Origin of the sequence: Amycolatopsis sp. NPDC051903 (assembly GCF_044452505.1) — a bacterium.
Classification (GTDB): Bacteria; Actinomycetota; Actinomycetes; order Mycobacteriales; family Pseudonocardiaceae; genus Amycolatopsis.
Window position 1 is genome coordinate 262256 of the sequence record NZ_JBITBT010000008.1, and the last position, 26446, is coordinate 288701.

Annotated in this window: 17 protein-coding genes, 2 tRNA genes and 1 pseudogene; 15 read left to right on the forward strand and 5 right to left on the reverse strand. The window is 70.0% G+C overall.

Going from position 1 to position 26446, the window contains the following annotated elements; genetic code table 11:
* Window positions 1-36 precede the first annotated feature (36 nt).
* Window positions 37-648 carry a PH domain-containing protein gene (locus tag ACIA77_RS20940; protein WP_395887570.1) on the reverse strand — a complete coding sequence of 204 codons (612 nt, stop codon included), beginning with the start codon at window positions 646-648 and terminating at the stop codon, window positions 37-39.
* A gap of 345 nt (window positions 649-993) precedes the next feature.
* Here ACIA77_RS20940 and ACIA77_RS20945 point away from each other — a divergent pair, with 345 nt between their 5' ends.
* The 4 genes from ACIA77_RS20945 to ACIA77_RS20960 all read left to right on the forward strand — a co-directional run bounded on the left by ACIA77_RS20945 (window position 994) and on the right by ACIA77_RS20960 (window position 4794).
* Window positions 994-2895, forward strand: a complete 1902-nt coding sequence (locus tag ACIA77_RS20945) for an acetolactate synthase large subunit (RefSeq protein ID WP_395887571.1) — start codon at window positions 994-996, stop codon at window positions 2893-2895.
* Complete coding sequence (ilvN, locus tag ACIA77_RS20950) at window positions 2892-3398, forward strand: acetolactate synthase small subunit (RefSeq protein ID WP_204090859.1); 507 nt, start codon at window positions 2892-2894, stop codon at window positions 3396-3398. The genes ACIA77_RS20945 and ilvN overlap by 4 nt, the downstream gene beginning before the upstream one ends.
* Window positions 3399-3432: 34 nt before the next feature.
* A complete protein-coding gene (gene ilvC, locus ACIA77_RS20955) occupies window positions 3433-4446 on the forward strand; it encodes a ketol-acid reductoisomerase (protein ID WP_395887572.1) in 1014 nt (337 codons plus the stop codon).
* A 72-nt stretch (window positions 4447-4518) separates the two neighbouring features.
* Window positions 4519-4794 (forward strand): DUF397 domain-containing protein, encoded by a 276-nt coding sequence (locus ACIA77_RS20960; protein WP_395887573.1) that lies wholly within the window; start codon window positions 4519-4521, stop codon window positions 4792-4794.
* Here the strand turns inward: ACIA77_RS20960 and ACIA77_RS20965 are convergent.
* Window positions 4791-5687 carry a nuclear transport factor 2 family protein gene (locus ACIA77_RS20965; RefSeq protein WP_395887574.1) on the reverse strand — a complete coding sequence of 299 codons (897 nt, stop codon included), beginning with the start codon at window positions 5685-5687 and terminating at the stop codon, window positions 4791-4793. The two genes, ACIA77_RS20960 and ACIA77_RS20965, sit on opposite strands and share 4 nt — an antisense overlap.
* Window positions 5688-5780: 93 nt before the next feature.
* Window positions 5781-7112 (reverse strand): ankyrin repeat domain-containing protein, encoded by a 1332-nt coding sequence (locus ACIA77_RS20970; protein ID WP_395887575.1) that lies wholly within the window; start codon window positions 7110-7112, stop codon window positions 5781-5783.
* A gap of 516 nt (window positions 7113-7628) precedes the next feature.
* Here ACIA77_RS20970 and serA point away from each other — a divergent pair.
* From serA to ACIA77_RS21000, 6 genes are all read left to right on the forward strand, one after another.
* Window positions 7629-9227, forward strand: coding sequence for a phosphoglycerate dehydrogenase (gene serA, locus ACIA77_RS20975; RefSeq protein WP_395887576.1), 1599 nt, complete (start codon window positions 7629-7631; stop codon window positions 9225-9227).
* A 269-nt stretch (window positions 9228-9496) separates the two neighbouring features.
* Entirely contained in the window at window positions 9497-12835 is a 3339-nt protein-coding gene (locus tag ACIA77_RS20980; RefSeq protein WP_395887578.1) for a S8 family serine peptidase, read from the forward strand.
* Window positions 12836-13128: 293 nt separating this feature from the next.
* Entirely contained in the window at window positions 13129-14169 is a 1041-nt protein-coding gene (locus tag ACIA77_RS20985) for a 3-isopropylmalate dehydrogenase (RefSeq protein WP_395887579.1), read from the forward strand.
* A 662-nt stretch (window positions 14170-14831) separates the two neighbouring features.
* Window positions 14832-15125 carry a hypothetical protein gene (locus ACIA77_RS20990; RefSeq protein WP_395887580.1) on the forward strand — a complete coding sequence of 98 codons (294 nt, stop codon included), beginning with the start codon at window positions 14832-14834 and terminating at the stop codon, window positions 15123-15125.
* Window positions 15126-15220: 95 nt separating this feature from the next.
* Window positions 15221-16843: a citramalate synthase gene (gene cimA / locus ACIA77_RS20995; RefSeq protein WP_395887581.1), complete on the forward strand. Its 1623-nt coding sequence runs from the start codon at window positions 15221-15223 to the stop codon at window positions 16841-16843.
* A 497-nt stretch (window positions 16844-17340) separates the two neighbouring features.
* Window positions 17341-18111 (forward strand): fumarylacetoacetate hydrolase family protein, encoded by a 771-nt coding sequence (locus ACIA77_RS21000; RefSeq protein ID WP_395887582.1) that lies wholly within the window; start codon window positions 17341-17343, stop codon window positions 18109-18111.
* A 128-nt stretch (window positions 18112-18239) separates the two neighbouring features.
* On the opposite strand, the pseudogene ACIA77_RS21005 reads toward ACIA77_RS21000, so the two are convergent.
* Window positions 18240-19055, reverse strand: a pseudogene (locus ACIA77_RS21005) (alpha/beta fold hydrolase); the annotation flags it as partial.
* 144 nt (window positions 19056-19199) lie between these two features.
* On the opposite strand from ACIA77_RS21005, the gene ACIA77_RS21010 reads away from it, so the two are divergent.
* Together ACIA77_RS21010 and ACIA77_RS21015 are read left to right on the forward strand one after the other, a co-directional pair.
* Window positions 19200-19694 carry an RNA polymerase sigma factor gene (locus tag ACIA77_RS21010; protein WP_395887583.1) on the forward strand — a complete coding sequence of 165 codons (495 nt, stop codon included), beginning with the start codon at window positions 19200-19202 and terminating at the stop codon, window positions 19692-19694.
* Window positions 19691-20149, forward strand: a complete 459-nt coding sequence (locus ACIA77_RS21015; RefSeq protein ID WP_395887584.1) for a hypothetical protein — start codon at window positions 19691-19693, stop codon at window positions 20147-20149. The genes ACIA77_RS21010 and ACIA77_RS21015 overlap by 4 nt, the downstream gene beginning before the upstream one ends.
* A gap of 3 nt (window positions 20150-20152) precedes the next feature.
* Here ACIA77_RS21015 and ACIA77_RS21020 read toward each other — a convergent pair whose 3' ends face one another.
* The gene (locus ACIA77_RS21020) at window positions 20153-21391 is read right to left on the reverse strand and encodes an FAD-dependent oxidoreductase (RefSeq protein WP_395887585.1); all 1239 of its coding nucleotides are present in this window, start codon (window positions 21389-21391) and stop codon (window positions 20153-20155) included.
* 427 nt (window positions 21392-21818) lie between these two features.
* Here ACIA77_RS21020 and ACIA77_RS21025 point away from each other — a divergent pair, with 427 nt between their 5' ends.
* The 3 genes from ACIA77_RS21025 (at window position 21819) to ACIA77_RS21035 (ending at window position 22858) form a co-directional block, all read left to right on the forward strand.
* Entirely contained in the window at window positions 21819-22562 is a 744-nt protein-coding gene (locus ACIA77_RS21025; protein WP_395887598.1) for an HAD family hydrolase, read from the forward strand.
* Window positions 22563-22613: 51 nt separating this feature from the next.
* A tRNA-Gln gene (locus ACIA77_RS21030) sits at window positions 22614-22685 on the forward strand.
* Window positions 22686-22785: 100 nt separating this feature from the next.
* Window positions 22786-22858: transfer RNA gene (locus tag ACIA77_RS21035), tRNA-Glu, on the forward strand.
* Window positions 22859-26446: the final 3588 nt, after the last annotated feature.

Genomic DNA, 26446 nt, shown 5'->3' on the forward strand with positions numbered 1-26446 from the left:
TTCGGGAACTCGCTCCGCAAACTGGTCCTACCAATTCTACTCGCTCGGCTTGGTCTTCTCCCCGCCGGTCTCGGCGGGCGCGGCCGCGGGCTTCTGCTCCACGGCTTCGCGGGAGGGTTCCGGCGCGTCTTTTTCACCGGTCTCTCCGGTGCTCTTCGCCGTGGTCTCTTCGGCGGGTTCCGGAGTCGTCTTCTCGGTGGCCTGCTTGGCGGCGCCGGGCTTGAGGTCGTCCTCGCTCAGCACGCCGGAGGGGTCCTTGATCTTCCCCTCGCTCACGAGCGAGAGCACCGGCAAGTGCCGCGTCCGCACGGTGGGCAGCGTGATCTGCGTGTCGTCGCCCAGCACGGCCCGCACGCGCGACCGGTCGGTGATGGCGAGGCCCTTCAGCGCCGACCACGGCAGGTCGCGCTTGCCGAACACCGTCCGCACTTCGAGACCGGCCCGGGTGGCGACCGTCCGCGTGCGCAGTACGAACACGAAGAGGGCGACCGGGAAGATGTAGAGCCACTGCAGCCCGTTGATCTCCCCGAGTGCGATGGGTGTCACACACACGGTCAGGAGCGCGATCGCCATGTACGCCGTGCTGGGGATCTTGAACACGGCCTTCCGGCCCTCGTCCGCGCGTTTGTCCTGCTTTTCTTCGGCCACCAATGAATGGTGCACCGCGTCGCTCGCGCGCCTGCGCGCGGGTCGCGAGCGGTCGCCACCCGGGCTGCGCGGGCAGTACTGGCGGTCCAGCATGCGGAACCGCCGTCTCGCAGAGTTGACACTCGCGCGGCCGCCCGACTAACGTCGCAGCCGTGACCACGCAGACCGGCCTCGTACTTCCCAAGCGCGTCGACGCTTAGGAAGGCCTCCGCTGCGTCGACGCGCGACCCTCGTACGACCCTACGGTCGGCGGGGGTTTTTTGTTGCGTAGAACCGGTTTCAGACCGGCTCCACGGCCCGAAGCAACCCGAACGAGTGACACCGAGAACCCACGAGGCAGAACCGATGACCAGTGCCACGTCGCGCAGCGACGCGAAGCCCGGGCCCACCGCGCCCGGTGTCCCCGGAGCACGTCCGAAGCCGGCGCCGCCGGCGGGAACCCCGGTAAGGGTCACGGGCGCGCAGGCGCTCGTCCGCTCGCTCGAAGCGGTCGGGGCCGAAGTCGTCTTCGGCATTCCCGGCGGCACCATCCTCCCGGCGTACGACCCGCTGCTCGACTCCACGAAGGTCCGCCACGTCCTGGTCCGCCACGAGCAGGGCGCCGGGCACGCCGCCACCGGCTACGCCCAGGCGACCGGCAAGGTCGGCGTCTGCATGGCGACGTCGGGGCCGGGTGCCACCAACCTCGTCACGCCGCTGGCCGACGCCAACATGGACTCGGTGCCGGTCGTCGCCATCACGGGCCAGCAGACGCGCAGCCTCATCGGCACCGACGCGTTCCAGGAAGCCGACATCTGCGGCATCACGATGCCGATCACCAAGCACAACTTCCTCGTCACCGACCCGGCGGAGATCCCGCGGACGATCGCCGAGGCGTTCCACCTGGCGTCGACCGGCCGGCCCGGCCCGGTGCTGGTGGACATCCCCAAGGACGTGCTCCAAGAGATGACGTCGTTCTCCTGGCCGGCCGAGATGCGGCTGCCGGGTTACCGCCCCACGCTGCGCCCGCACGGCAAGCAGGTCCGCGAAGCCGCGAAGCTCATCGCGAACGCGCGCCGCCCGGTGCTCTACGTCGGCGGTGGCGTGATCAAGGCCGGCGCTTCCGCGGAGCTGCTGGAGCTGGCCGAGCTGACGGGGATCCCGGTCGCCACCACGCTGATGGCGCGCGGCGCGTTCCCCGACTCGCACAGCCAGCACGTCGGCATGCCCGGCATGCACGGTTCGGTCGCCGCCGTCGCGTCGATGCAGCGCGCCGACCTGCTGGTCGCGCTCGGCGCCCGCTTCGACGACCGCGTCACCGGCGCCACGTCGTCCTTCGCGCCCGAGGCCAAGGTCGTCCACGCCGACATCGACCCGGCCGAGATCTCCAAGAACCGCAAGGCCGACGTGCCGATCGTCGGGGACTGCAAGGAGATCATCACCGAGCTGATCGCGGCCGTGAAGGCCGAGTTCGAGCACGGCCGCCCCGACCTCACCGACTGGTGGACGCAGGTCGACGCGTGGCGCGAGGGGTACCCCACCGGCTACGAGTGGCCGGAAGACGGTTCCCTGTCGCCGCAGTACGTCATCGAGCGCATCGGCGAGCTCGCCGGCCCCGACGCGGTGTTCACCGCGGGCGTCGGCCAGCACCAGATGTGGGCGGCGCAGTTCGTGAAGTACGAGAAGCCGCGCACGTGGATCAACTCCGGTGGCCTCGGCACCATGGGCTTCGCCGTCCCCGCGGCCATGGGGGCGCAGTTCGGTGTGCCCGACACGCAGGTGTGGGCCATCGACGGCGACGGCTGCTTCCAGATGACCAACCAGGAACTCGCCACGTGCGCCATCGAGGGCGCGCCGATCAAGGTCGCCGTCATCAACAACGGCAACCTCGGCATGATCCGGCAGTGGCAGAACCTGTTCTACTCGGAGCGGTACTCCAACAGCGACCTCGGTACGCACAAGCACCGCATCCCCGACTTCACGCTGCTCGCCGAAGCGCTCGGTTGCGCGGGTCTGCGCTGCGAGACCAAGGAGGACGTCGACGCCACGATCCGCCGCGCGATGGAGATCAACGACCGCCCCGTCGTGATCGATTTCGTCGTGGGGAAGGATGCCCAGGTGTGGCCGATGGTGGCCGCAGGCACCGGCAACGACGAGATCATGGCCGTCCGCGGCATCCGGCCGCTGTTCGACGACGATGAGGTTTCGCGCGAAGCCGTCGAAGCTGTCGAGGCCGCCGAAGCTGCTGCGGAAGGAGAAGCCCGATGACCGTCCACACGTTGAGCGTGCTGGTCGAGAACAAGCCCGGCGTGCTCGCCCGGGTTTCCGGCCTGTTCTCCCGCCGCGGCTTCAACATCGAGTCCCTCGCCGTGGGCCCTACGGAGAATCCCGAGGTGTCCCGCATGACGATCGTGGTCGCTGTCGAAGAGCTACCGCTCGAACAGGTGACCAAACAGCTCAACAAGCTGGTCAACGTGATCAAGATCGTGGAGCTCGAGCCGTCTTCCGCGGTGCAGCGCGAACTGCTGCTCGTGAAGGTCCGGGCCGACGCCACGGTGCGCAGCCAGGTGCTCGAAACGGTCCAGCTCTTCCGTGCCAAGGTGGTGGACGTGTCCCCGGAGGCGCTCACCGTCGAGGCGACCGGGACGTCGGACAAGATCGGCGCCCTGCTGCGCATGCTCGAGCCGTACGGCATCCGCGAGCTCGTGCAGTCGGGCATGGTCGCGGTGGGTCGCGGGGCCCGCTCGATCACCGCCACCTCGCCCCGCTGAGTTTTCAGAAAATCCGAAAGGGAGCAGTACCCCCATGGCAGTGGAAATCTTCTACGACGACGACGCCGACCTGTCGATCATCCAGGGTCGCAAGGTCGCCGTGATCGGCTACGGCAGCCAGGGCCACGCCCACTCGCTGAGCCTGCGCGACTCGGGTGTCGACGTCCGGATCGGCCTGCAGGAGGGGTCGAAGTCCCGCGCCAAGGCCGAGGAGCAGGGCCTGCGCGTGCTGTCGGTGGCCGACGCCGCGGCCGAGGCCGACCTGATCATGATCCTCGCGCCGGACACCAAGCAGCGCTTCATCTACGAAGAGCACATCGCGCCGAACCTCAAGGACGGCGATGCGATCTTCTTCGGCCACGGCTTCAACATCCGGTACGACCTGATCAAGCCGCCGGCCGGTGTCGACGTCGCGATGGTCGCCCCGAAGGGCCCGGGCCACCTGGTCCGCCGCCAGTTCGTGGACGGCAAGGGCGTGCCCTGCCTGATCGCCGTGGAGCAGGACGCGTCGGGCAGCGCCCAGGCGCTCGCGCTCTCCTACGCGGCCGCCATCGGTGGCGCCCGCGCGGGTGTCATCAAGACGACCTTCACCGAGGAGACGGAGACCGACCTCTTCGGCGAGCAGGCCGTGCTCTGCGGTGGCGCGTCGGCGCTGGTGCAGACGGGCTTCGAGGTGCTGACCGAGGCCGGTTACGCCCCGGAGATCGCCTACTTCGAGGTGCTGCACGAGCTGAAGCTGATCGTCGACCTCATGTACGAGGGCGGCATCGCGCGCCAGCGCTACTCGATCTCCGACACGGCCGAGTACGGCGACCTCACCCGCGGTCCGCGCGTGATCTCGCCCGCGGTCAAGGCGGAGATGAAGAAGATCCTGGGCGAGATCCAGGACGGCACGTTCGCCCGCGAGTGGGTGGCGGAGGACGAGGCCGGGCGCCCGAACTTCACCAAGCTCGAGGAGCAGGGCAACCAGCACCCGATCGAGGAGACCGGCAAGAAGCTGCGGGCCCTCATGTCGTGGGTGGACCGCCCGATCACCGAGACCGCCTGAGTCTCCTGGATCTCCCGAAGGCCCCTTCACCGCGCCGGTGAGGGGGCCTTCGGCGATCGTTACGCTGGGCCCATGAGTGATCAGCCCGTCGACGACAAGGCGCACATCCGGCACGAGCTCGACCTGTCCGCCGCCGCCTGGATCCGCGCCGAGCCCGAGGGCGTCACGCTCGAAGACTGCGTGGAGTACGCGTTCGTGCCGCACACCGACGGAGTCACCTACGTCGCGATGCGCCAGTCGGCCAAGCCGGACGGCGTCGTTCTCGTCTTCACGCCGTCCGAGTGGGACGCCTTCGTGAAGGGCGTCCGCGACGGCGAGTTCGACCTGCCCGAGGACCTCGACGCCTAGTCGGTCACGCTCGCGATGAGCTCGGGCAGCCGCCCCGCCGCGGCGGCCAGTGCCGGGTGGTCGCCGTAGTCGCGCGATTCGACGATGAGGCCGTCGCGCACGCGCAGCACGAAGATGTTGTTGACGCGGAACGAAGTGCCGTCGCCGAGCTGTCCTTCGTAGGTGAACTCGCCGATCAGCACCTCCGGATCCGTGCTCTGGTGCGTCACGAGATCCGTGGCCTGCATCGAGAGGCCCATCCTGCCTGCGACCGCGAAGTGGTCGCGCAGGTCGGCGCGGGACTTCAGCACGGGCGAGCCGGGCAGGAACGGGTGGCGGACGTCCGTCTGCTCCGCGTACAGGTCGGGCAGTTCGGCCCAGCGGCCGTCGGAGACGCCGAAGCAGAGTCGCTGGAACACGCCGAGCGGGCTCTTCCGGTCGGCGAGCTGCGCCGGCCGCGGAGAGACGGGGCCGGGTTCGTGCGCCGGAACCTGCGCGTACGCGTCGGCGAGGCGCGCGGCGGCGCCCTGCACGGCGGCGAGCCGCAGGTAGTCGTGGTAGTCGCGGGACTCGACGATGAGGCCGTCGCGCACGCGCAGCACCTGGATGTTGGGGACTTCGCCGGTCTTGCCGGTGCGCACGGATTCGGCCGTGTAGATCCATTCGGCGACGATCACCTCGGGATCCGTCGTCTCGTGCACGACGATGTCGTGGCGCTTCAGCCTGAACTCGGCGGCCAGGGTGCTCACGAACCGGTCGTGCAGCGCGGGGCGGCCCTCGAGCCGGCCCGGGCGGGGGATCGCGGTGGGGTGCTCGACGACGGTGTTCTCGGCGTACAGCTGGGAAAGTTCGTCGAACCGGCCGTCGGAGATGCCTTCGGAGAGCCGGTCGAAGACCTCGCGGGGTGTGGTCATGGTGTCCTCCCAGTCATGAAACGGAGTCCGTAGTCCGTCTCGTGCCGGCCACGATACGGACTACGGACTCCGCTTGTCCACCGGACTGCCGGGCTACCGCGCTCGCGCCAGCAGTTCCCGCGCCGCCGGGCTGTCGCACGCTTCGGCCCAGCCCTCGGGCGTGGATCGCCACTGGCCGTCGCGGGCGTCGAGGTCGGCGCCGGCCGCGATGAGCACCTCGAGCACGTCGAGGTGGTCGCCCTGCGCGGCCAGGTGCAGGGCGGTGATCCCCACGCCGTGCTTCGGCCCGCCGAACGTGCCGACGCGGTTGACCTCCGCGCCCAGCTCCAGCAACGTGCGCACGGCCGCGACCTTGCCCTGCGCCGCGGCCCAGGTGAGCGCGGTGCCGCGGTAGACGTCGGCGTCGAGGTCCGCGCCGCGGGCCGCGAGCGTGCGCAGGGCTTCGGTGCGGTCGTTGCGCGCGGCCCAGCTCAGCGCTTCGTCGCGGATCTCGGCGAGGTCGCCGGACGGGCGCCAGAACGGGAAACCGCTGTGGGGCCGGTAGAACTCGCGGTGCGCGCCCGCGGCCGGCGCGAGTGTCCCGTTCGGACGGACGAGCTCGTCGAGCAGCTCCGCGTCGCCGAGCCCCGCGGCGACGCGGAGGTTGCGCGGCGCTTTCCCTTGCCGCGCCAGCCTTTCCGCGACCGTCCGGTTGCCCCAGAACAACGCGACCACCAGCGGTGTCCCGCCATCGCCGCGGGAAGAGACGTCGAGGGGCGCGCCGGCGTCGAGCAGGAGGTCGGCGAGCAGCGGGAGGTTGCTGTAGGCCGCCTGGTGCAACGGCGTCCAGCCGTGCGCGTTGCCGCGCGCGGGATCGGCGCCCCGCTCCAGCAGCACGCGGGAGAGGCGTTCGTCGCACGTGGCGCCGGCCATGCCGAGCAGGTCGTTGCCGTTGGTGCCGACGGCGTGCACGAGCTCGGGGAACTCGTCGACGATCGCCGCCAGCCCGTCGACGTCCCGAGCCTCGACCAGCCCGTACGCCCGCGCGAACGGCTCTCCGCTGCCGGCCAGCGTCTTGACGTGCTCCCGCAGCCCGCGCCACGACGTGAACCCGTGCTCCCGCGCGACGACCGTGCGCGCGCCCTCGCGCGTCAACGGTTGCCGGTGCCGGTCGAACGCGGCGCGCGCGCTCGGCGTCCCGTCGTCGGCTGACGCGAGCAGCCCCAGTGCGCGCTCGCCGTAGTACTCGGTGTCGGCGTGGTAGGCGTGCTGCACGCCCTCGGCGCTGCGGCGCACGTACGCCTGCAGCTTCGGCCAGCTGGGAAACCCGTGTTCACGGGCGATCCGGAACTGCGCTTCCGACAGTTTGACCGACTCGGCGCGCGCGAGGTCTTTCGCGCGTTTGCGCAACTGGCCGAGATCGGGTTTCGCGGGCAGAGCAGCCATGGGGGAGTCCTTCCTTCCCTCGGTTCGCCCGTGGTCCGCCGGCACCGGGCAGGGAAGAAGGCACGTACTCGGCACTCACTTCGGGGGTGGGCTCAGCCCTTTCCGCGGACAGGACGCGGCCCGCACCGCGCCCCACCACTCTACCCCGGCGCGGCCCGCCCGCCCGGGTGGCAACTGCCGCCCCGTTCCTTCCTTTTGTCCCATCGTCCACTCGTGCACCGGATGCCGCATCTCATCTGGTGGAATGCACAAAACCACTGATCGCGCCAGACCCGGTGCGGATGAGGCCGGCGCCGTTTTCGTTGGGACGAGCGGCATCCCGGCACTCGCGCCCGTCGAACACCCCCACGACCCTGACCGGCACCGGGACCGTGTTTTCACCGGATTACGAGCGAGTTAACAACACGGGCAGCACCGGGGCCGCCAACCCGGCTAAACTCCCGCGCATCCGGGCACAACGGCGTGCGCCGCAGCAGAGCGTCCTCGATTTCGTGACCAGATAGTGGGAGCCGCATCGTGACCAACCCCAGCAAACCCGTCGTCCTCATCGCGGAGAAGCTCGCTCCTTCCGTGCTGAGTGTGTTCGGTGACGAGGTAGAGGTCCGGCATGTGGACGGCACGGACCGTCCCGCGCTGCTCGAGGCGGTGAAGAGCGCCGACGCGCTCCTGGTGCGATCCGCCACGAAGGTCGACGCCGAGGTGCTCGGGGCGACCACGCAGCTCAAGGTCGTCGCCCGCGCCGGCGTCGGGCTGGACAACGTCGAGGTGCCCGCCGCCACCGAGCGCGGCGTGCTGGTGGTCAACGCCCCGACGTCCAACATCGTCTCGGCGGCGGAGCACGCCGTGGCCCTGCTGCTCTCGGTCGCCCGGCGCGTGCCGGCCGCCGACCAGAGCCTGCGCGGCGGCGAGTGGAAGCGCAGCTCGTTCTCGGGTGTCGAGCTCAACGGCAAGACCGTCGGTGTCGTCGGCCTCGGCAAGATCGGCCAGCTGTTCAGCCAGCGCCTCGCCGCGTTCGGCACGAAGCTGATCGCGTACGACCCCTACGTCTCGGCCGCCCGCGCCGCCCAGCTCGGCATCGAGCTCGTGCCGCTCGACGAGCTGCTGGCCCGCGCCGACGCGATTTCCATCCACCTGCCGAAGACCCCGGAGACCAAGGGCCTCATCGACGCCGAGGCGCTCAAGAAGACCAAGCAGGGCGTGATCATCGTCAACGCCGCGCGCGGTGGCCTCGTCGACGAGGAAGCGCTGGCCGACGCCATCCGCAGCGGCCACGTCGGCGGTGCCGGCATCGACGTGTTCGTCACCGAGCCCACCACGGCGAGCCCGCTGTTCGAACTGGCGAACGTCGTGGTCACGCCGCACCTCGGCGCGTCGACCTCCGAGGCCCAGGACCGCGCGGGCACCGACGTCGCGCGTTCGGTGTTGCTGGCGCTGCGCGGCGACTTCGTGCCGGACGCGGTGAACGTCTCGGGCGGCGGTTCCGTCGGCGACAACGTGCGGCCGTACCTGACGCTGACGCAGAAGCTGGGCAAGGTGCTCACGGCGCTGAGCCCGAAGGCGCCGACCTCGGTGACCGTCCAGGTCAAAGGCGAGCTGTCCAGTGAGGACACTTCGGTGCTGCAGCTCGCGGCGCTGCGCGGCGTGTTCGCCGGGGTCGTCGACGACCAGGTCACCTTCGTCAACGCGCCGCGGCTCGCCGAGGAGCTGGGGGTGCAGGTCGACCTCGTCAGCGAGACCGAGAGCGCGAAGTTCCGCAGCATCGTCACGGTGCGCGCGGTCCACGCGGACGGCGCGACGCTGACCGTGTCCGGTTCGGTCACCGGCAAGGACGAGGTCGAGAAGCTCGTCGAGGTCAACGGCCGCCACTTCGACCTGCGGGCCGAGGGCAACGTGCTGCTGCTCGAATACCCGGACCGCCCGGGCGTGATGGGCCGCGTCGGCACGCTGCTCGGTGAGGCCGGCATCAACATCGAGGCCGCGCAGATCAGCCAGACCACCGACGGCTCCGACGCCGTGATGCTGCTGCGCGTCGACCGCCACGTGGACGGCAACGTGCTCGAGCCGATCGGCGCCACCGTGGGTGCGCACGTCATCCGCTCGGTGGACTTCAACTAGTCCCACCCGTTTCCCGAAAGCCCCTTTCCCCGTCTTGCGGCGGGGAGAGGGGTTTTTCTTTGCCCGGCTCCGGTCAGACCGGCAACATTCGCATAACGGAGCTTTTTCGGCACGAAAGTAGGTGTTTCGGGCAGCTAGGTTCTTGCCGCGAGGCAGAACCACGCGCCGTGAGAGCACGGCGCGGCGTCCGGGCTCACCTGTCGGGGGTGGTGTGCGGGAACGCTCGGGCAGGTTCGCGAGGCAGGCCTCGAGTAAGGGGTTGGGTACTCATGAGCAGATCCCGGTTACCCGGGTGGGCTGCCCGTTCGACGGCCGCGGTTTCAGCACTCGTGCTGGCCGCGGCCATTACTACGGCTTCGGGTGCGTCCGCGCAGGACGCGCCGCTCGCCGACCCGGTCGCGCCGGCGAAGGTCGGCGCCGCGGGGTTGCAGGGCAAGATCTCGCCGCGGCTGAGCGCCGCGCGGGGCCCGATCACCGCGTTCGTGGAGCTGGCGAAGAAGCCGGCCGTCGACGCGTTCAACGCCGAGCAGGGCAAGGGCGCCGGCAAGGAGCGGGCCAAGCAGGCCGCGCGCGCCGCGAAGGCCGACGTGGCCGCCGCCGTGAACTCGGTCGTCGGCCAGCTGAAGAAGGCCGACGCAGCCGCGATGCTGGTCACCCAGACCGCGAACGCCGTCGCCGGGGCCGTGGTCACCGCCGACGCGGCGAAGATCCGCGAGCTCGCGAAGCGGCCCGATGTCGTTTCGGTGCGCACGGTCGTGCCGAAGACCAAGACCAACGCCAGCGCGGCGCAGCTGACCAACACGCTCGCGAGCTGGCAGCAGACCGGCAAGTTCGGTGACGGCATCCGCGTCGGTGTGATCGACGACGGCATCGACTACACCCACGCCGACTTCGGCGGCCCCGGCACCCCGGCGGCGTACCAGGGCGTGGACCGGACCAAACCGTCGCCGCTGTTCCCGAGCGCCAAGGTCATCGGCGGCACGGACCTCGTCGGCGACGACTACGACTCCGCCGGCAAGACCGGCTCGCCGACGCCGAAGCCGGACCCCAACCCCATCGCGTGCGGCGAGCACGGCACGCACGTCGCCGGCACCATCGCGGGCTTCGGCGTGAACGCCGACGGCTCCACGTTCACCGGCGACTACAAGAAGCTGAACAAGAACAAGCTCGACGCCATGAAGATCGGGCCGGGCACGGCACCGAAGGCGCTGCTGTACGCCATCAAGGTCTTCGGCTGCACGGGCTCCACGAACGTCACGTCGCAGGCGCTGGACTGGGCGCTCGACCCCGACGGCGACGGTGACTTCACCGACCACCTCGACATCGTCAACCTGTCGCTGGGCAGCGACTTCGGCGCGCCCGACGACCCCGACTCGCTGTTCGTGCGCAAGCTCGCGCAGAACGGTGTCCTGCCGGTCATCGCGGCGGGCAACGGCGGCGACCTCAACGACGTGGCGGGCTCGCCGGGCAACACGCCCGAGGCGCTCACCGTCGCCAGCAGCCGCGACGCCGGCGAGCTGAAGGACGCGCTCGAGGTCACCGCGCCGATCCAGGGCCAGCAGCCGGGTCAGTACAGCCAGGACTACACCGGTTACGACACGCTCGACCTGACCGCGCCCGTCGTGCCGATCTCGGCTGCCAACAACGCGGGCTGCGCGGCGTTCTCCGCCGAGGACAAGGCGAAGGTCGCGGGCAAGATCGCGTGGCTGGAGTGGGACGACAACGACGCCACCCGCGCCTGCGGTTCGGCCGCGCGCGCCAACAACGCGCAGGCTGCGGGCGCGAAGGGCGTGCTGCTCTCGTCCACTTTGGAGCACCCCGCCGCCGGCATCGCGGGCAACGCGGGCGTGCCGATGTTCCAGCTCACGGGCAAGGCGACGACCGCGGTGCGGCCGGGCCTGACCGCGGGCACGCTGGCCGTCCGCTTCTTCGGCGCCGGCCGGGCGAGCCTGCAGACCACCGACAAGTCCATCGTGGACACCCCGAGTTCGTTCACCTCGCGCGGCGGGCGCGGCCCGGCGGTGAAGCCGGACCTTGCGGCGCCCGGTGACACGATCACGTCGGCGTTCCGCGGCAGTGGCAACGGCAGGCTGTCCATCTCGGGCACGTCGATGGCGACGCCGCACACCGCGGGCATCACGGCGCTGGTCCGCCAGACGCACCCCGACTGGAACGTCGAAGAGGTCAAGGCCGACGTCGTCGGCTCGGCCGCGCACGACATCACCGACGGCGCGGGCCACACCTACGCGCCGCAGCGCGTGGGCACCGGCCGCATCGACGCCAAGGCGGCGCTGGACAACCAGGTCCTCGCCTACGTGCTGGACGACCCGGGCGCCGTCAGCGTCACCTTCGGCGACGTCGAGGTGGCCCGTCCGGTCACGCTGTCGAAGACGATCAAGGTCGTCAACAAGGGCGTGAAGCCGGTGGAGTACTCGGTCGGCTACGAGGCCGTGAACTCGCTGCCCGGCGTGGCGTACTCCGTGAACAAGAGCTCGGTGGAGCTCAACCCGCGCGGGACCGCGACGGTCAAGGTGACGCTGCGGATCACCGACCCGAACGCGCTGCGCAAGGTCATGGACCCGACCATGGAGGCCGCGCAGGCCGGGCTCGCCCGCCAGTTCGTGGCCGACGCCTCGGGCCACGTCGCCTTCACTCCGAAGGACGGCGCCACGGTGCCGCTGCGGGTGGCCGTGTACTCGGCGCCGAAACCGGTCGCGGCCATCACGACGCCCGCGTCGCTGCGCTTCGGCCGGCAGGACCAGGCGGTGCTGAACCTCGGCGGCAAGGGCCTCGACCAGGGCAGTGGCGCGCAGCGCTACCGCTCGCTGATCAGCGTCCTGGAGCTGCAGGCGGAATCGCCGCAGCTGCCGGAGTGCGAGGCGGGTGTCACGACCGACTGCACGCTGAACGACACCGCGAAGGGCGGCGACCTGCGCTACATCGGCGCGGCGTCGACGGCTCCGCTCGCGAAGCAGCAGGGTGACGCGCAGAACGCGATGCTCGCCTTCGGTGTCACCACGTGGGGCGACTTCGCGAACATCGGCAGCAACACCATCCCGTTCGTCGACATCGACACCACGGGCGACGGCAAGCCGGACTTCGAGACCTTCGTGACGAAGGCGACGGGCACGGACGTGCTGCTGTCGGCCACGGTGTCGCTCACGCAGCCGGGCAACCCGACGGTCGACCTGCAGGCGGTCAACGGGCAGCTGGGCGACGTGGACACCAACGCGTTCGACACCGACGTGCTGGTGCTGCCCGTCAGCATCGCCGCGCTGGGCATCGACCCGAACGCCGCGTCGCACCGGATCAGCTACACGGTCGGCACCGCGGGGTACTACGTCGCGCCGGGCAGCACCGACGGGCTGATCGACTTCGTCGGCACGCCGCTGTCGTTCGACGCGCTGAACCCCGCGTTCTCGGTGCAGGGCGGCGGCGACGCGGCCCTGGCGTACGTCGCGAAGCCGGGTACGGCGCTCGTCGTCACTCGCAACCCCGCGGCTGCCGCCGGCGACAAGGCGAAGGGCCTGCTGGCGATCGAGCACCACAACGCGACCGGCTCGCGGGCCGGCGTGGTGCGAGTGGAGTCGGCCGTCACGCGGCCGTAGCGGCATCCCCGTCACCCGCCCAGGCGGGGTGACGGGATCCTCCGTTCGGGGATGGCCCGGTTCGCCGGCGGGCCTTCCCCGAATGGCGGGACAAGGGGGCTTTTCGGGGCGGTCCAGCCCGGGAAGCCCCCTTTGTCTTTCACCCGTTCAGGTGTCTCACCCTGCGGGAGGATGCGGCATAAGGGTGGTGCGGCTACGGCGTCTTGTCTACGGCCGGTAACCTTCCGCTGCTGGCGTTTTCTTGCGGATGGGCCATCGGTGCGTTCGGTGGCCTGGTCTACGGAGGTGTGTGGATGCGGCTCGCGGTGATCCCAGGTGACGGGATCGGGCCCGAGGTGGTCTCCGAGGCGCTCAAGGTGCTCGGTGAAGTAGCACCGACGGCGGAGATCACGAACTACGACCTCGGTGCCGCGAGGTGGCACTCGACGGGGGAGCTGCTCCCGGAATCGGTGCTCGGCGAGCTCCGCCAGCACGACGCGATCCTGCTCGGCGCGGTCGGCGACCCGACGGTGCCCAGCGGCATCCTCGAGCGCGGCCTGCTGCTGCGCCTGCGCTTCGAGCTCGACCACCACGTGAACCTGCGCCCGGCGCGGCTCTACCCGGGCGTGCGCGGCCCGCTGGCCGACCCCGGTGAGGTCGACATGATCGTGGTGCGCGAAGGCACTGAGGGGCCGTACACGAACAACGGTGGCCTGCTGCGCAAGGACACCGAGCACGAGGTCGCGACCGAGGTCAGCGTCAACACCGCGTTCGGCATCCGCCGCGTGGTGGCCGACGCGTTCAACCGCGCCGAGGAGCGGCCGCGCAAGCACCTGACCCTGGTGCACAAGACCAACGTGCTGGAGTACGCCGGGTCGCTGTGGTCGCGCATCGTCGAGGAGGCCTCGCTCGAGCACCCCGACGTGACCGTCGCGTACTCCCACGTGGACGCCGCGACCATCCACCTGGTCACCGACCCGTCCCGCTTCGACGTGATCGTCACCGACAACCTGTTCGGCGACATCCTCACCGACCTGGCGGCCGCCGTGACCGGCGGCATCGGCCTCGCGGCCAGCGGCAACCTCGACATCACGCGCCGCAACCCGAGCATGTTCGAGCCGGTCCACGGCAGCGCCCCCGACATCGCCGGCCAGGGTCTCGCCGACCCGACCGCCGCCGTGCTGTCCGTGTCGCTGCTGCTCGACCACCTCGGCCACAAGGAAGCGGCCCGCCGCATCGAGGCGTCGGTCGCCTTCGACCTCGCCACCCGCGACCAGGCGTCCCCCGGCACGACCCAGGCGATCGGCGACCGGCTCGCCGCGCTCGTCTCGTCGAACGTCCGCACGGCCGGCTGAGGTCTTCTCCGGAAGCCCTGCTGCGGGAGCCGGTCGAGTACCGGCGCCGACTCGCAACGGTGTGGGCTGGTCCGTAGTCTGAGTTTGCCGACTGCGGACCAGCCCGTTACCTGTTTCGTCTCGCTCTGTTTCTCTGGGCCCGCCTGCCGCGGTCTGCCGCGTCGCTCCCGTCCCATCTCGGTCCACGGGAGACGACCTCACCCCCGGAAGACGGCTGGCGGTTTCCTTCGTGAACCCCGAATGGTTGGGGTCGCGCCGATGGGTTGTCCCTCCGTGTCGGTCACGTGGTGGTGCTCAACCCGCGGCAACGACAAGTCGACAACGCTCGCGTCCCTCGTGGCGGCGGATCCGATGTTCGTCCGGTCCAGCTGTTGTTCGCGCAGCTTGAGTCAGAGGACGACAGTCCGCGCTGCCACGCTCATCGCGACCGCGCTCGGCCTCAAGCGTCCAAAAGGGACAGTGGTGCCGCGTCGACGGTCATCCGGTGATCGGCCGGTGATGTCGCAGAGAAATCGACATCACGGAGCTGATGTTCGCCCCCCCCCGCCTGAGCGGCTGGATGAATCGCCTTGATGTCCACAATGGACTATGGGGCGGCGCCGCGTACCCCTGGGCGACTGCTGCTCGGGAGTCGCCATCGTGACGCGAGTTTCCCGGACGCCGTGCGAGCGCTGCGCCGCCTTCTTGCTGATCCGGAGTCGGTCGCCGGTCCGGCGCGTTGGCTCGGACCGAGCGACGTGTTGTCGCCGCGTGGCAGCCCGCCCGGCCATCGCCACCACGGCAAGGGTCGGTGCAACGCGTCGCTGCAGCACTGGGCGCGTTTCCGGCCGCGCACCTCGACGATCGCCTCCCAGGAAGTGAGAAGCGCCGCCCGGGACTTGGAAGCCTCGCGCAGCTGTGGCATCATGCAAACCATGACCGCCATCTCGATCATTATCGCCGAGCGCGCCGGATAGACGCTCCACAAGAGCTTCCGGCGCGCAACCTCTCGCACCCATGCGGGAGGTTTTTTTGTTGCCAGAAACAGCTTTGCCCGCCACAAGGAGACACCGTGACCCGCACGGAGCCCGCCGGAACCCCGCTCGGCGACGCCTTCCACCTCTACGACACGACCCTGCGCGACGGCGCCCAGCGTGAAGGCATCACGTACTCCGTCGCGGACAAGCTCGCCGTCGCGAGGCTGCTCGACGAGCTCGGCGTGGGCTTCATCGAAGGCGGCTGGCCGGGGGCGCTCCCGAAGGACACCGAGTTCTTCGCCCGCGCCGCGAAGGGCGAGCTGCAGCTCAAGCACGCTGCGCTCGTCGCGTTCGGGGCCACGCGGAAGGCAGGCACCCGCGCGTCGGAGGACCCCCAGGTCCGTGCCCTCCTGGACGCCGAAGCCCCGGTCGTCACCCTCGTGGCGAAGAGCGACCTGCGCCACATCGAACGCGCGCTGCGCGTCGACGTCGACGAGGCCTGCGCCATGGTCCGCGACACCGTCGCGTTCCTGACCGGCGAAGGCCGCCGCGTCTTCCTCGACGCCGAGCACTTCTTCGACGGGTACGCCTTCTCGCCCGAAACGTCGTTGCGAGTACTCGACGCCGCCGCCGGGGCAGGCGCCGACGTCCTCGTGCTGTGCGACACCAACGGCGGCCAGCTGCCGCTCGGCCTCGCGGAAACCGTTCGCGAGGTCAAGGACAAGACCGGGTTCCGCTTGGGAATCCACTGCCAGGACGACACTTCCTGCGCCGTCGCGAACTCCATCGCCGCGGTGCAGGCCGGCGCGACGCACGTCCAGTGCACCGCGAACGGTTACGGGGAGCGGGCCGGCAACGCCGACCTGTTCGCCGTGACGGGAAACCTCGTGACCAAGCTCGGAATGGAGGTCCTCCCGACCGGAGGGACCGCCGAGCTCACCCGCGTCTCCCATGCGCTTGCCGAAATCGCGAACCTCGCACCCGACACCCACCAGGCCTACGTCGGGTCGTCTGCCTTCGCCCACAAGGCGGGGCTGCACGCGAGCGCGATCAAGGTGGATCCGTTGTTGTACAACCACATCGATCCGTCTTCAGTCGGCAACGGCATGCGGGTACTGGTCACGGAGATGGCCGGCAGGGCCAGCCTCGAGCTCAAGGGACGTGAACTCGGGGTCGACCTTGCCGGCCGGCCCGAAGCCCTGACGAACGCCGTGCAGAAGGTGAAGGACCTCGAAGCCGAAGGCTGGTCGTTCGAGGCCGCCGACGCTTCCTTGGAGCTGTTGCTGCGCCGTGAAGTCGAAGACGTGTCCGGCGAGGAGCCCGCGGCGCCGCCCTTCCGCCTCGAGTCCTACCGCGTCGTCCTCGACCACCGCCACAACGGCGAAGTCGGCTCCGAAGCGACGGTCAAGGTCCACGTCAACGGCCACCGCGTCATCGCCACCGCCGAAGGCAACGGCCCGGTGCACGCCCTCGACGCCGCCCTGCGCGAGGCCCTTAGCCCCCACCTGTCCTGGTTGGACTCCGTGGAGCTGTCCGACTACAAGGTGCGCATCCTGCCCTCCAATCCCGGCACCCACGCCGTCACCCGCGTCCTCCTGGAATCCAGCGACGGCGAACGCGAGTGGACCACGGTCGGCGTCCACGGCAACATCGTGGAAGCCAGCTGGATGGCCATGTGCGACGCCCTCGTCCACAAGAGCCTCACCGCCCGCGGCTGACCGCACGGCTGTCCCCGCCTCACCGAGCGCCCGACGATTCGCGGCCGAGCTCGAAACCGCGTCCCGGGTTTCGCGGCGACTCGCGGCTGAACGCCGAGCCTCGTCGCTCAACGGCCTGGCGGTTCTGCTTCGCGCGACGAAGTCCCGCGCCGCAGCACGTCAGGGAGCGCACGGTTCGCACCTGTTCATCGGCTCCCTCCTTTCCTGGGCTCATCTCGGGTTCGGTGCGGGGATGGGTTTGGTGTGGCGGCGGGTTCGGTGTGGCGGCGGGTTCGGTGGTGGAACGGGTGCTGTCCCGAAAGGTTTGCCCACCGCCCTGTCGCGGTCGAGGAAATCAGCCGAGAAGCCGGGCGAACGGGCCACTCGCGCCGCTTCCGGCCGCCGATCCGCAGGTCGAGGCCGGAGCGATCGGCCCGTTCGCTCCGCGGCAGCGCGTCGGGACCGTTCGCGCTGCCAGGGGCGAGCGCCGACGGCACGGCGTACGTAGACTGGCCCCCGTGCGTCTAGCTCGTATTGCTCATCCCAGTGGTGTCGCGTTCGCTTCGATCGAGGGCGAGGGCGACGACGCCCAAGTGCTCGAGATCGCCGAGCACCCGTTCGGCCAGCCGAACTTCACCGGCAAGCGGTGGCCCCTCGCCGACGTCCGCCTGCTCGCGCCGATCCTGCCGTCGAAGGTCATCGCCGTCGGCCGGAACTACGCGAAGCACGCGGCCGAGTTCGGCAACGAGGTGCCGGCGGCGCCGATGCTGTTCATCAAGCCGTCCACAACGGTGATCGGGCCCAACGTGCCGATCCGCCGCCCGCGCGACGTCGGCCGCATCGACTTCGAAGGCGAGCTCGCCATCGTCATCGGCCAGCCGGTGCGCAACGTGTCGGCCGACCGCGCCGCGAGCGCGATCCTCGGCTACGCCGTGGCCAACGACGTGAGCGCCCGCGACCTCCAGAAGTCCGACGGCCAGTGGGGCCGCGCGAAGGGCTTCGACACGTTCTGCCCGCTCGGCCCGTGGATCGAGACGGCGGTCGACCCGGCCGACCTCGCGTTGCGCAGCGAGGTCGACGGCGAGGTCAAGCAGGATGGCCGCACGTCCGACCTCGTGCACAAGGTGCCGGAGCTCGTCGAGTTCGTGTCCGGTGTCATGACGCTCCTGCCCGGCGACATCATCCTCACCGGCACGCCCGAGGGCGTCGGCCCGATCGTCGACGGCCAGTCCGTGTCGATCACCATCGAAGGCATCGGCACCCTGACCAACCCGGTCCAGGACGTCTGATCCCGCACTGTTCCCGAGGCCCGCCGGTCCCTCGCCGAGGAAACCGGCGGGCCTCTGTCGTCACCGGACCGGGTGACTGATGTCACGGAGTCTCCACGACTTCGCACGCTCCGGGCGGCCGCGACGACCGCATCGGGCCGTTGTTCGGGAATGAGGTGCCCGCAGTCGTCGAGGATGCGGATGCGGAGATCGGCCGCCGGGGGAGCGGCTCCGGCCAGCAGGGCCGGCGGGACGACCACGTCGTCGCGGCCGAGCAGGATCTCCGTGGGCACGGTGAGCGGATCGGGGTGACGCCCCAGCCGCGCGATGTCGTGCGTGACGAAACTCCAGTTGAGAGCTTGGCCCGCGCGGGCGTGCGCGGGTAGGCGGCTGTCGGCGACGAACTCCTCGAGCGCGTCCGCCGACGTCATTCCCCAGCGGCGCAGGAGGAAACGCGTCAGCGCCGGCCAGTGGCGCAGCACCGCGGGACCCAGCAAGGGGTACTCCCACAGCGCGGTGTGCCAGAACCGCCAGGCCTGCGTGCGTAGCGCCCGCCGTGCCGGCCACGGGTGCGTCATGTTCAGCGCGAGGTGCGTGGCTATGCGGTCGGGTGCGCGGAGGGAGAGGAAAAAGGCCGCCCACGAACCCCAGCCGTGGGAGACCACCTCGACGCGGTCCAGGCCGAGTGCGTCGAGCAGGTGCAGCAGGTCGTCGACACGAGCGGTGGTGTCGTAGCCCCTGCGGGGCGCGTCCGACCAGCCCGCTCCCCGGAAGTCGGGCGCGAACACACGGCGGACGGTGGCGAGGCCGGGGATCACGTCGCGCCAGGTGTACCAGTGCTGCGGAAAGCTGTGCAGCAGCACGACGGGCGAGCCGGCACCGGCTTCGGCGACGTGGAGCCGGACGTCGCCGGCTTCGGCGAACCGGTGGGTCACGCCGGGGACTTCGGGCAGCGGGCGGGTCATGGTGCCCTCCTTTCTCTCTTTTGCCCTTGAAGAGGCGGGGACGGCGTCGAAGGTTCCCTCGAAAAATTTGAAGATTCCGTGGAACCTTTCGCCGCCGAAGCTCCTCTTTCACGGCGAAAGACCACCCCCGACCGAGGAGCCGCAGTGTCCGAACCCGACGAGCTGGTGCGCGCCGCCCAGCGTGGCGACGCGCTCGCCATGCAGGAGCTGCTCGGCGTGCTCACGCCGTACGTCGGCCGGCTGTGCGGTCCGATCGCGCTCGACGACGGCCCGGACGCGACCCAGGAAGCGCTGATCGCCGTCTTCCGGAACCTGCGGCAGCTGACCGAACCCGCGGCGTTGTACGGCTGGGTGCGCGCCATCGCCGTCCGCGAGGCGGTGCGCGTCGCACGACGGTCGAAACGGGCCGTGCCGGGGCTGCCGCTCGACCTGCCGGCGCCCGGTGATCCCGCGCTCGCCGTCGACGTCCGCGACGTCCTCGACCGGCTGAGACCGGAGCACCGCGCGATTCTGGTGCTGCGCGACCTGGAAGGTCTGGACGAGCGGACCGTCGGGGAACTGCTGAAGGTGCCGGCGGGCACGGTGAAATCGCGCCTTTCCCGCGCACGGCTCAGTTTTCGAAAGGAGTGGTCGCGATGATCTGGCCCACGGCAGACCTCGACACGATCGCCCGGCTGCGCGTACTCGCGGCGGCGCTGCCGGGCGCGTTCGTCGAAGAGACTGAGGTCGAGGCCCCGTTCGCGTCGGTGTGGGACGTCGCGGCGGACCTCGAGCACGAGCTGCCGCAGATCGCCCGCACCATCCGTTCGCTGCGCCCGCTTCCGCCCGACGGTCCACGCTTCGAGGTCGACATCGTGGGGCACTTCGGTCTGCACGAGCGGTTCGAGGTGGTGCTCGACACGGGCTGGTGCGTCATGCAGAGCCGCCGGGTGGTCGGCGGAATGGCCGCCGCGCCCGCGGCGGACGGCGGCACCCGGTTCGCGTTCCTCGGCGCGCTCAGGGGTCCCTTCGCGAAGGCCGTGTCGCCGCTGGGCCGCCCGATCGGGCGTGGCCTCGTCACGCGGCTGCGCAAACGCGTCGAGGCCACGCGATGACGCCTACTTCGTGGCGGGTTCCATCGCCCTGCGCGCGAAGCCCGGGGCGTGCTCGGGCCGGAAACCCACGCCCAGCAGGCGTCCGGGCATGTACGCGAGCTTCGGGAACCTCGTGAACAACGCGATCATCTGCTCCGGCGGGCCGTCGCGGCGACCGCTCATGACCGGGCGCATGACGCCGCGGTGCAGGAGCTGCTGCAGTTTCTGCACGGCGATCGTCGGCAAGAGGCGGCGGGTGCGGACCTTCGCGAGGTCGTCGGGCGTGGGTCGGCCGCGCAGCAGCGGGTCGGCCAGCATCGTCGCGGTGGCAACGGCGTCCTGTACCGCGAGGTTGATCCCGACGCCGCCGACAGGCGACATGGCGTGGGCCGCGTCACCGATGCACAGGAGGCCGTCGACGTGCCAGCGGTGCAGGCGGTTGAGGCGGACGTCGAGGAACTTCACGTCGTCCATGGTTTCCAGTTCGTCGACGCGGTCGGCGAATTCGGGGCAGATGTCGACGACGCCGCGGCGGAATTCCTCGATGCCGGCGGCGCGCAGATCGTCGCCCTTGGGTGCGAGGTAGGCGATCTGGAAGTAGCCCGTGCGGGGGAGGGGCACGGCGAAGCGCCGGCGGTGCATCCGCGGCGTGAGCATCGCGCCGGCTTCGCCGTCGTGGCGGGAAAGGCGGAACCACCAGACGTCGAACGGGCAGTCGAACTCCCGCGGCTCGAGCCCGGCGGCGCGGCGGGCGAGGGACCAGCGCCCGTCGGCGGCGATGACGAGGTCGGCCTCGAGGTCGCCTTCGGTGCCGTCGGCGGCGCGGTACCGCACGCCCGTGACGCGGTTGCCCGAGCGGAGCAGGTCGGTCATCTCCGTCTGCAGGCGGAGGGTGAACGTCGGCTCCTTCTGCGCGGATTCGGCGAGCAAATCGAGGAAGTCCCACTGCGGCACCATCGCGATGTACGGGTGTGGAACGTTCAACAGTTTCATGTCGGCGATCTTCAGGAGACCGCCACCTTCGGTGGGGAAGCCGACGTCGGTGAGCTCGCTGTGCGGAATGGCGTCGAACTTGTCGCCGAGGCCGAGCTCGTCGAGCAGCGTCAGGGTGGAGGGGTGCACCGTGTCACCGCGGAAGTCGCGCAGGAAATCGGGGTGCTTCTCGAGCACCGTCACCTCGACGCCGGCCCTCGCGAGGATCAGCCCGGCGACCATGCCGGCCGGTCCACCTCCGACGATCACACACCTCGTGCGTTCGGCCATCTGACTCAGCCCCCTTTTCATCATGCGTTGAATAAGGACAGGATGCACCCGGGGGGCCGACGAGTCAAGCGGCGCGGCCGCGACTGTCCACACGGGACTGAAGCGGGAGGGAACGGTGCCCGTTCGCGCACCGTTTCGGGGCAGAGTGATCCGTTGAACCGTTTCATTGCCGGCGTACGAAACGGTTCACTCACCCGGCTGGCCCGGATTCCGGTGTAGTAACCGGATGACCACTTTCCCCGCACCGGGAGTAGACGCCGTGCGCCGGATCAGCGGAGCCGTTATCACCTTTTTGGCCGCGTTGCGAACGCGGCGAGTGCCCTAGCCTCACTGGGTGGATTTCGCCGTGGCACCCCCGACCCCCTCGCGAACCGCCCCCGGAGCACCTGTTGTGCCCGAACCCTGGGCGCCTCCGGAGCTGCGTCTGGTGTGCCTCGACATCGATGACACGCTCATCGACTGCACCGCCGCGATCCGCCGCAGCCTCCACGCGCTGACCGGCCGGAGTGACCTCTGGCCGTTGTGGGACTTGATCACCGAGGAGCACGTCGCGCTGGTCGTCGCGGGGAAGCTCGAGTACGGCGTGATGCACCACCGCCGCACCGAGTGCTTCCTCGCCGAGCTCGGCATCTCGGCCGACTCCGCCCAGGTGACCGCGTTCGAGGCGCGCCGGCGCGAGATCCTGGCCACGTCGTGGCAGCTGTTCGACGACGTGCTGCCCTGCCTCGAGTGGCTGCGCGCCGCCGGGCTGCTGCTGGCGGCCGTGACGAACGCCTCAGGTGCGCACCAGCGGCGCAAGATCGCGGACCTCGGGCTGGCGCCGTTCTTCGACCACGTCGCCATCGCGGGCGAGGTCGGCGTCGCGAAGCCCGACCCCGTGATGTTCCACTCGGTGTGCCTCGGCCTGGGCTGCGACCCGGCCCAGACGGTGCACGTGGGCGACAAGCTCGACACCGACGCCATCGGCGCCCACGCCGCCGGTCTGGGCGCCGTCTGGCTCGACCGCGACGGCACCGCCCGCACCGGTGAACGCCCCCCGGTCGGTGTACACACGGTCACCAGCCTTGATGAGCTGCCTGAGCTGCTGGTTTCCGAGTACGCGACCGTCGGCGTCCCCGCCCAGCGCGCCGCGGGGACCCCCGCTTCCAGGGTGCGGGACGGCGTGCTCTAGTATTTCTCCTCGTGCGGTGCTGAACCGGCTCAAACCGGGAAAGCGCCTCACTGGGGTATGGTGTAATTGGCAGCACGACTGGTTCTGGTCCAGTTAGTCTAGGTTCGAGTCCTGGTACCCCAGCTGCGGAGAGTGACCCCCCTGCAGGGCGAGAAATCGCCTCTGGTAAGTTCTCTCCAGCAAGAAAAACCGAATAGCTCCCCGGAAACGGGGAAGATCCTAAGCCCCCGTCGTCTAGCGGCCTAGGACGCCGGCCTCTCACGCCGGTAGCGTGGGTTCGAATCCCATCGGGGGTACATCGAGTCGCCACCCAGGTTCCAGAAGTTGTGGACCTGGGTTTTTGGCGTTTCGAGGGTTCGCCGGCTTGGCGCACGTGGGTGTCTACACGGGACGGCGAGGCGCCCCCGACGTGCGGATCTGCGGGCGGCTGGAGTGGCCGCTGCGGGGCTTGCAGGGCGCGTCGGCCTCCCGGTTGTCTGAGGGCTCGGTCGACGGGCCTGGGACGACTCCGGCCGTCGTCCGGGGCTGGTCTTCGCCGCTCGGGTGCCCGGGCTCCTCGCTGCGACATGGCTCACGTGCGGCGGGAGAACGTCGTTGTTTTTCTCTATTGTCCTGCGCGAAATCAATAACGTTCCCGATCGAATCAGTGCGAATACAATCGCGTCAACGGCATTGATTGTCACTTCGTTTCCTCACCGCGGACATTCGCCGTGCCGAAGCTCTCCGTAAGAGCCGACTTTGCCAGGGCGATCCTGCATGCGGTGAAGTCTCGCTTCCCGGGCGTGGCGATCGGATCGCACGCTCGGGCTGGAGTTGCTCCGGCGCGAGCGTGCGGCCCGGTCCGTGGGTCGGCTGCCACCAGGCCGAACGTCGCGCACCGAACCAAGGGCTGTGCCGGTAACGAGGTGAGCGAGGCCAGCGCGCATCGGAACCATGGCTCAGTGAACGGAGCACGCGCGCAACGCCGCCCCTACCCTGCGGCCGCTTTCGCTGGGCCGAGCCGCAGCCGACACGGCCCGCGCGACTCGCGAGTCGCCCACCTCCGCTGGAGCAGTCACGCCTCCGACCGTTACACCGCCGTTTCTCGGCGGCCGGAGCTTGAGGTTTTGCGACGGCAAGACCCACGGCCCTTGGCTTCGCCGATGCGGCGCACCGTCGAGGTGTCCTGGCTACAGTCCTCGGGCCGGCGCCGGGGGTTCGATGCGAGCGAGGCACGTTGGGCGACTGGCCTTCAGCGGCAGGGTGAACAAGCGCGGGCCGGTACCTCGTGCATCGTGACTTCGCTCCCGATCAAGTTGTGGGGCTGGTCTGGCGTGCGCTGGCGGCAACAGCCGCGCTGCTCTGATGCGGCGGTTTCGAGTTCGCCGCCTGCCGCGGCTCACCTCCGCAGGCTTGGGGGAGAGAGAACCTGGGCCACGTCGTGGCGTGCGGGGCCTTTGGTCTGGGGTGCGCTGGTAGCGACGGTCGTGCGCTTCAGGCGCAGAGGGTTTAGCGCGCCAGCCACGGTTGGTCTGGCTTACTTCGAGGCGGCAACGACTTCGGTCTGGTGCCTCCGACTCGCACGGCTTCGGGCGAGACGAAGTCGCAGCAGGGCACCTCGTGATCGAGGGGTGTGCTGTCAGCACCTGCTTCGTGCAGGTGGCCATGTGGGTTCGCGCGCCAGGCGCGGTCGGTCCAACGTACTTGTGAGGCGGGCAGCGAAGTCGGGTCTATGCCGCCAGCTCGCGGACTGCGGACGCGATGAGTCGTAGTAGCCCGAGGGATGCAAGCTGGGTGCGCTGCCGGCGCTGGTAGTGGGCAGCTGGCGCCGCGGGGTTTGGGCACAACGAGCAGCGGATGCGGCTCAGTGTTTGGGGCGGGCAGCGAGCACGGCATTGGTCTCGGCTCCTGCGGCGCGATCAAGTCGTCGTGAGTACGCGGGCTGGTTGGTTCGTTGGGAGCGATGGCCGCGCGCTGCGGCGCGGCGGGTTTCGAGCTCATCTCCCAGGGCAAGTGAGCTGGGACGTGTCGGTCTGGGGATTGGGGTTCGGGCACGATCAAGTCGAAGGCAGTGGCTTGGTGGCTGGGCGCTGACGGCGATGGCCGTGCTTCGCAGGCAGCGCTGCGGATTTGAGGGCGAGCCGCGTTGGTGCGTGCTCGGGCATCTGTCACCGCTTTGTGGTTCTTGGCGTGGTCAAGTCGTTGTGGGTGCGGCTCCGAGCTGGCAGGCGCTGTCAGCAGTGCCATGCGTTGTCGGCTTCGAGTGCGAGGCGCAGTCGGTGCGATCCCGGGGACACCCTCGCGTCGAAGCGCGGGTCAGGCTGGGCGCATCAAGGTACAGAGGTGGCTCACCGGCTGAAGCGTGCTGCGTTGTGTCTCGCCCGCGAGCATCACATGGGCAAGTCGCAGTTGGTGCAGCGTGTGGTTGGGGTGCGGCGGCAGCGATGGCGATGTGCTGCCGATGCGGTCGCGCGCGTGAGTCGCAGTGTGACCGACTGGCGGGGTGTTGTGGCAGCAGAGCTCGCGGCTGACTCGTGCGTAGCCGACTGGAGAGCATCGTTCGGCGTGTGCGAGTGGCGACGTCAGAGGGTCCGCGTCCGGTGTGGTTGTAAAGGCTTAGCCAACGTAGCCAAATTGTCTGGAGTGCTGACGTCTGGGGAATGCGTGGCGCTGCGGCCTAACCGTGGTTAACGGTCTGGGGATGCACCGGCAACAGCAGGCGGGCACGTGTCGTCGGCGCCGTGGTGCTGGGTGCGAACCACGTCGCGGCCGGCATGTGCGCTCGCGGGCCTGAGGGTCCAGATCGTGCGCGGCCGGGCAAGTCGCAGGTGGTGGGGGAGAGGCCTGGGGGTAGTTGAAGGTCCCGCGTCGAGGTGTACGAGGCGAGTCGCCGAAGGGGTGGGTCCGCTGGCTCGGGCCGGAAGTGGCGACCCGCTGGATGGCAGTGGACTTCTGGCGCATCGGTTGTCGCGGCGGCATCCTGGGGGTCGCCGGCCTCTTCCTGCGTGTGCCTTGCGGCGCCGCGGACATTCGAGATGATCGAGTCGGCGTTGACCTGGCTGGTTATCCCTCGCCTGCCGAATGGCGGTGGAGGGGCGTCGGTGTCGGTGGATTCAAGGCACATCGAAGAGGAGCAGTCTCGGCTCGCCAATAGGCACGAGTCCGCGAAGTCTTGGGCATCGGGCGACCTCATGGGGCGCCGGTATTTCGGACGTGGAGGACGGTGGGCGGCAGCGTGCGAGGGGCTTGGCGCTGCCTTGTGGGCGGGTGTGCCAGGAGGGCGAAGGGCTTGGCGCCGCGTTGCGGAGCAGGGGCCGGGCTGATTGGAGGGAAAGGGCCCAGCGCTGGTTGGTGGGCGCGGGCGCCGGTGTTTCGGACGTGGACGACGGTGGGCCGCAGCGGGCGAAGGGCTTGGCGCTGCCTTGTGGGGGCCGGCGTGCCTGGAGAGAGCGAAGGGCGCGTTGCGGAGCAGGGCCGGCTGACTGGAGGGAAAAGGGCTCAGCGCTGCTTGGTGGGCGCGGGCGCCGGTATTTCGGACGTGGAGGACTGTGGGCGGCAGCGTGCGAGGGGCTCGGCGCTGCTGTGCGGGGGCCGCGTGCCTGGAGGGCGAAGGCTTGGCGCCGCGTTGCGGAGCAAGGGCCGGGCTGGCTGGAGGGAAAGGGGCTCAGCGCTGCTCGGCGGGCGCGGGCGCCGGTCTGACCCGAGTGCGAGGAGCAGCGGACGGTGCGGTCCAGGCGGCTGGATTCGCCGGTGGAGCTGGATCGTGGGTGGGGTCGAGCCGCCGCTGAGAGGTGTGTGTGGCACACAAATGCGGCAGGGCCCCCTTCCTGGTGTGGGAGGGGGCCCTGCCGCGTGTGGTGCGTTGCCCGAGGAGTCTCGGGTGGTGGTGTTACTTCTTTTTCGCG

Excerpts from the sequence above, each read along its gene's own strand:
- ACIA77_RS20970 (WP_395887575.1), bottom strand. The coding sequence starts at position 7,112 with ATGGCTGCTCTGCCCGCGAAACCCGATCTCGGCCAGTTGCGCAAACGC.
- ACIA77_RS20985 (WP_395887579.1), top strand. The coding sequence starts at position 13,129 with ATGCGGCTCGCGGTGATCCCAGGTGACGGGATCGGGCCCGAGGTGGTC.
- ACIA77_RS20960 (WP_395887573.1), top strand. The coding sequence starts at position 4,519 with ATGAGTGATCAGCCCGTCGACGACAAGGCGCACATCCGGCACGAGCTC.
- ACIA77_RS20980 (WP_395887578.1), top strand. The coding sequence starts at position 9,497 with ATGAGCAGATCCCGGTTACCCGGGTGGGCTGCCCGTTCGACGGCCGCG.
- ACIA77_RS20965 (WP_395887574.1), bottom strand. The coding sequence starts at position 5,687 with ATGACCACACCCCGCGAGGTCTTCGACCGGCTCTCCGAAGGCATCTCC.
- ACIA77_RS21020 (WP_395887585.1), bottom strand. The coding sequence starts at position 21,391 with ATGGCCGAACGCACGAGGTGTGTGATCGTCGGAGGTGGACCGGCCGGC.
- ACIA77_RS20945 (WP_395887571.1), top strand. The coding sequence starts at position 994 with ATGACCAGTGCCACGTCGCGCAGCGACGCGAAGCCCGGGCCCACCGCG.
- ilvC (WP_395887572.1), top strand. The coding sequence starts at position 3,433 with ATGGCAGTGGAAATCTTCTACGACGACGACGCCGACCTGTCGATCATC.
- ilvN (WP_204090859.1), top strand. The coding sequence starts at position 2,892 with ATGACCGTCCACACGTTGAGCGTGCTGGTCGAGAACAAGCCCGGCGTG.
- ACIA77_RS21015 (WP_395887584.1), top strand. The coding sequence starts at position 19,691 with ATGATCTGGCCCACGGCAGACCTCGACACGATCGCCCGGCTGCGCGTA.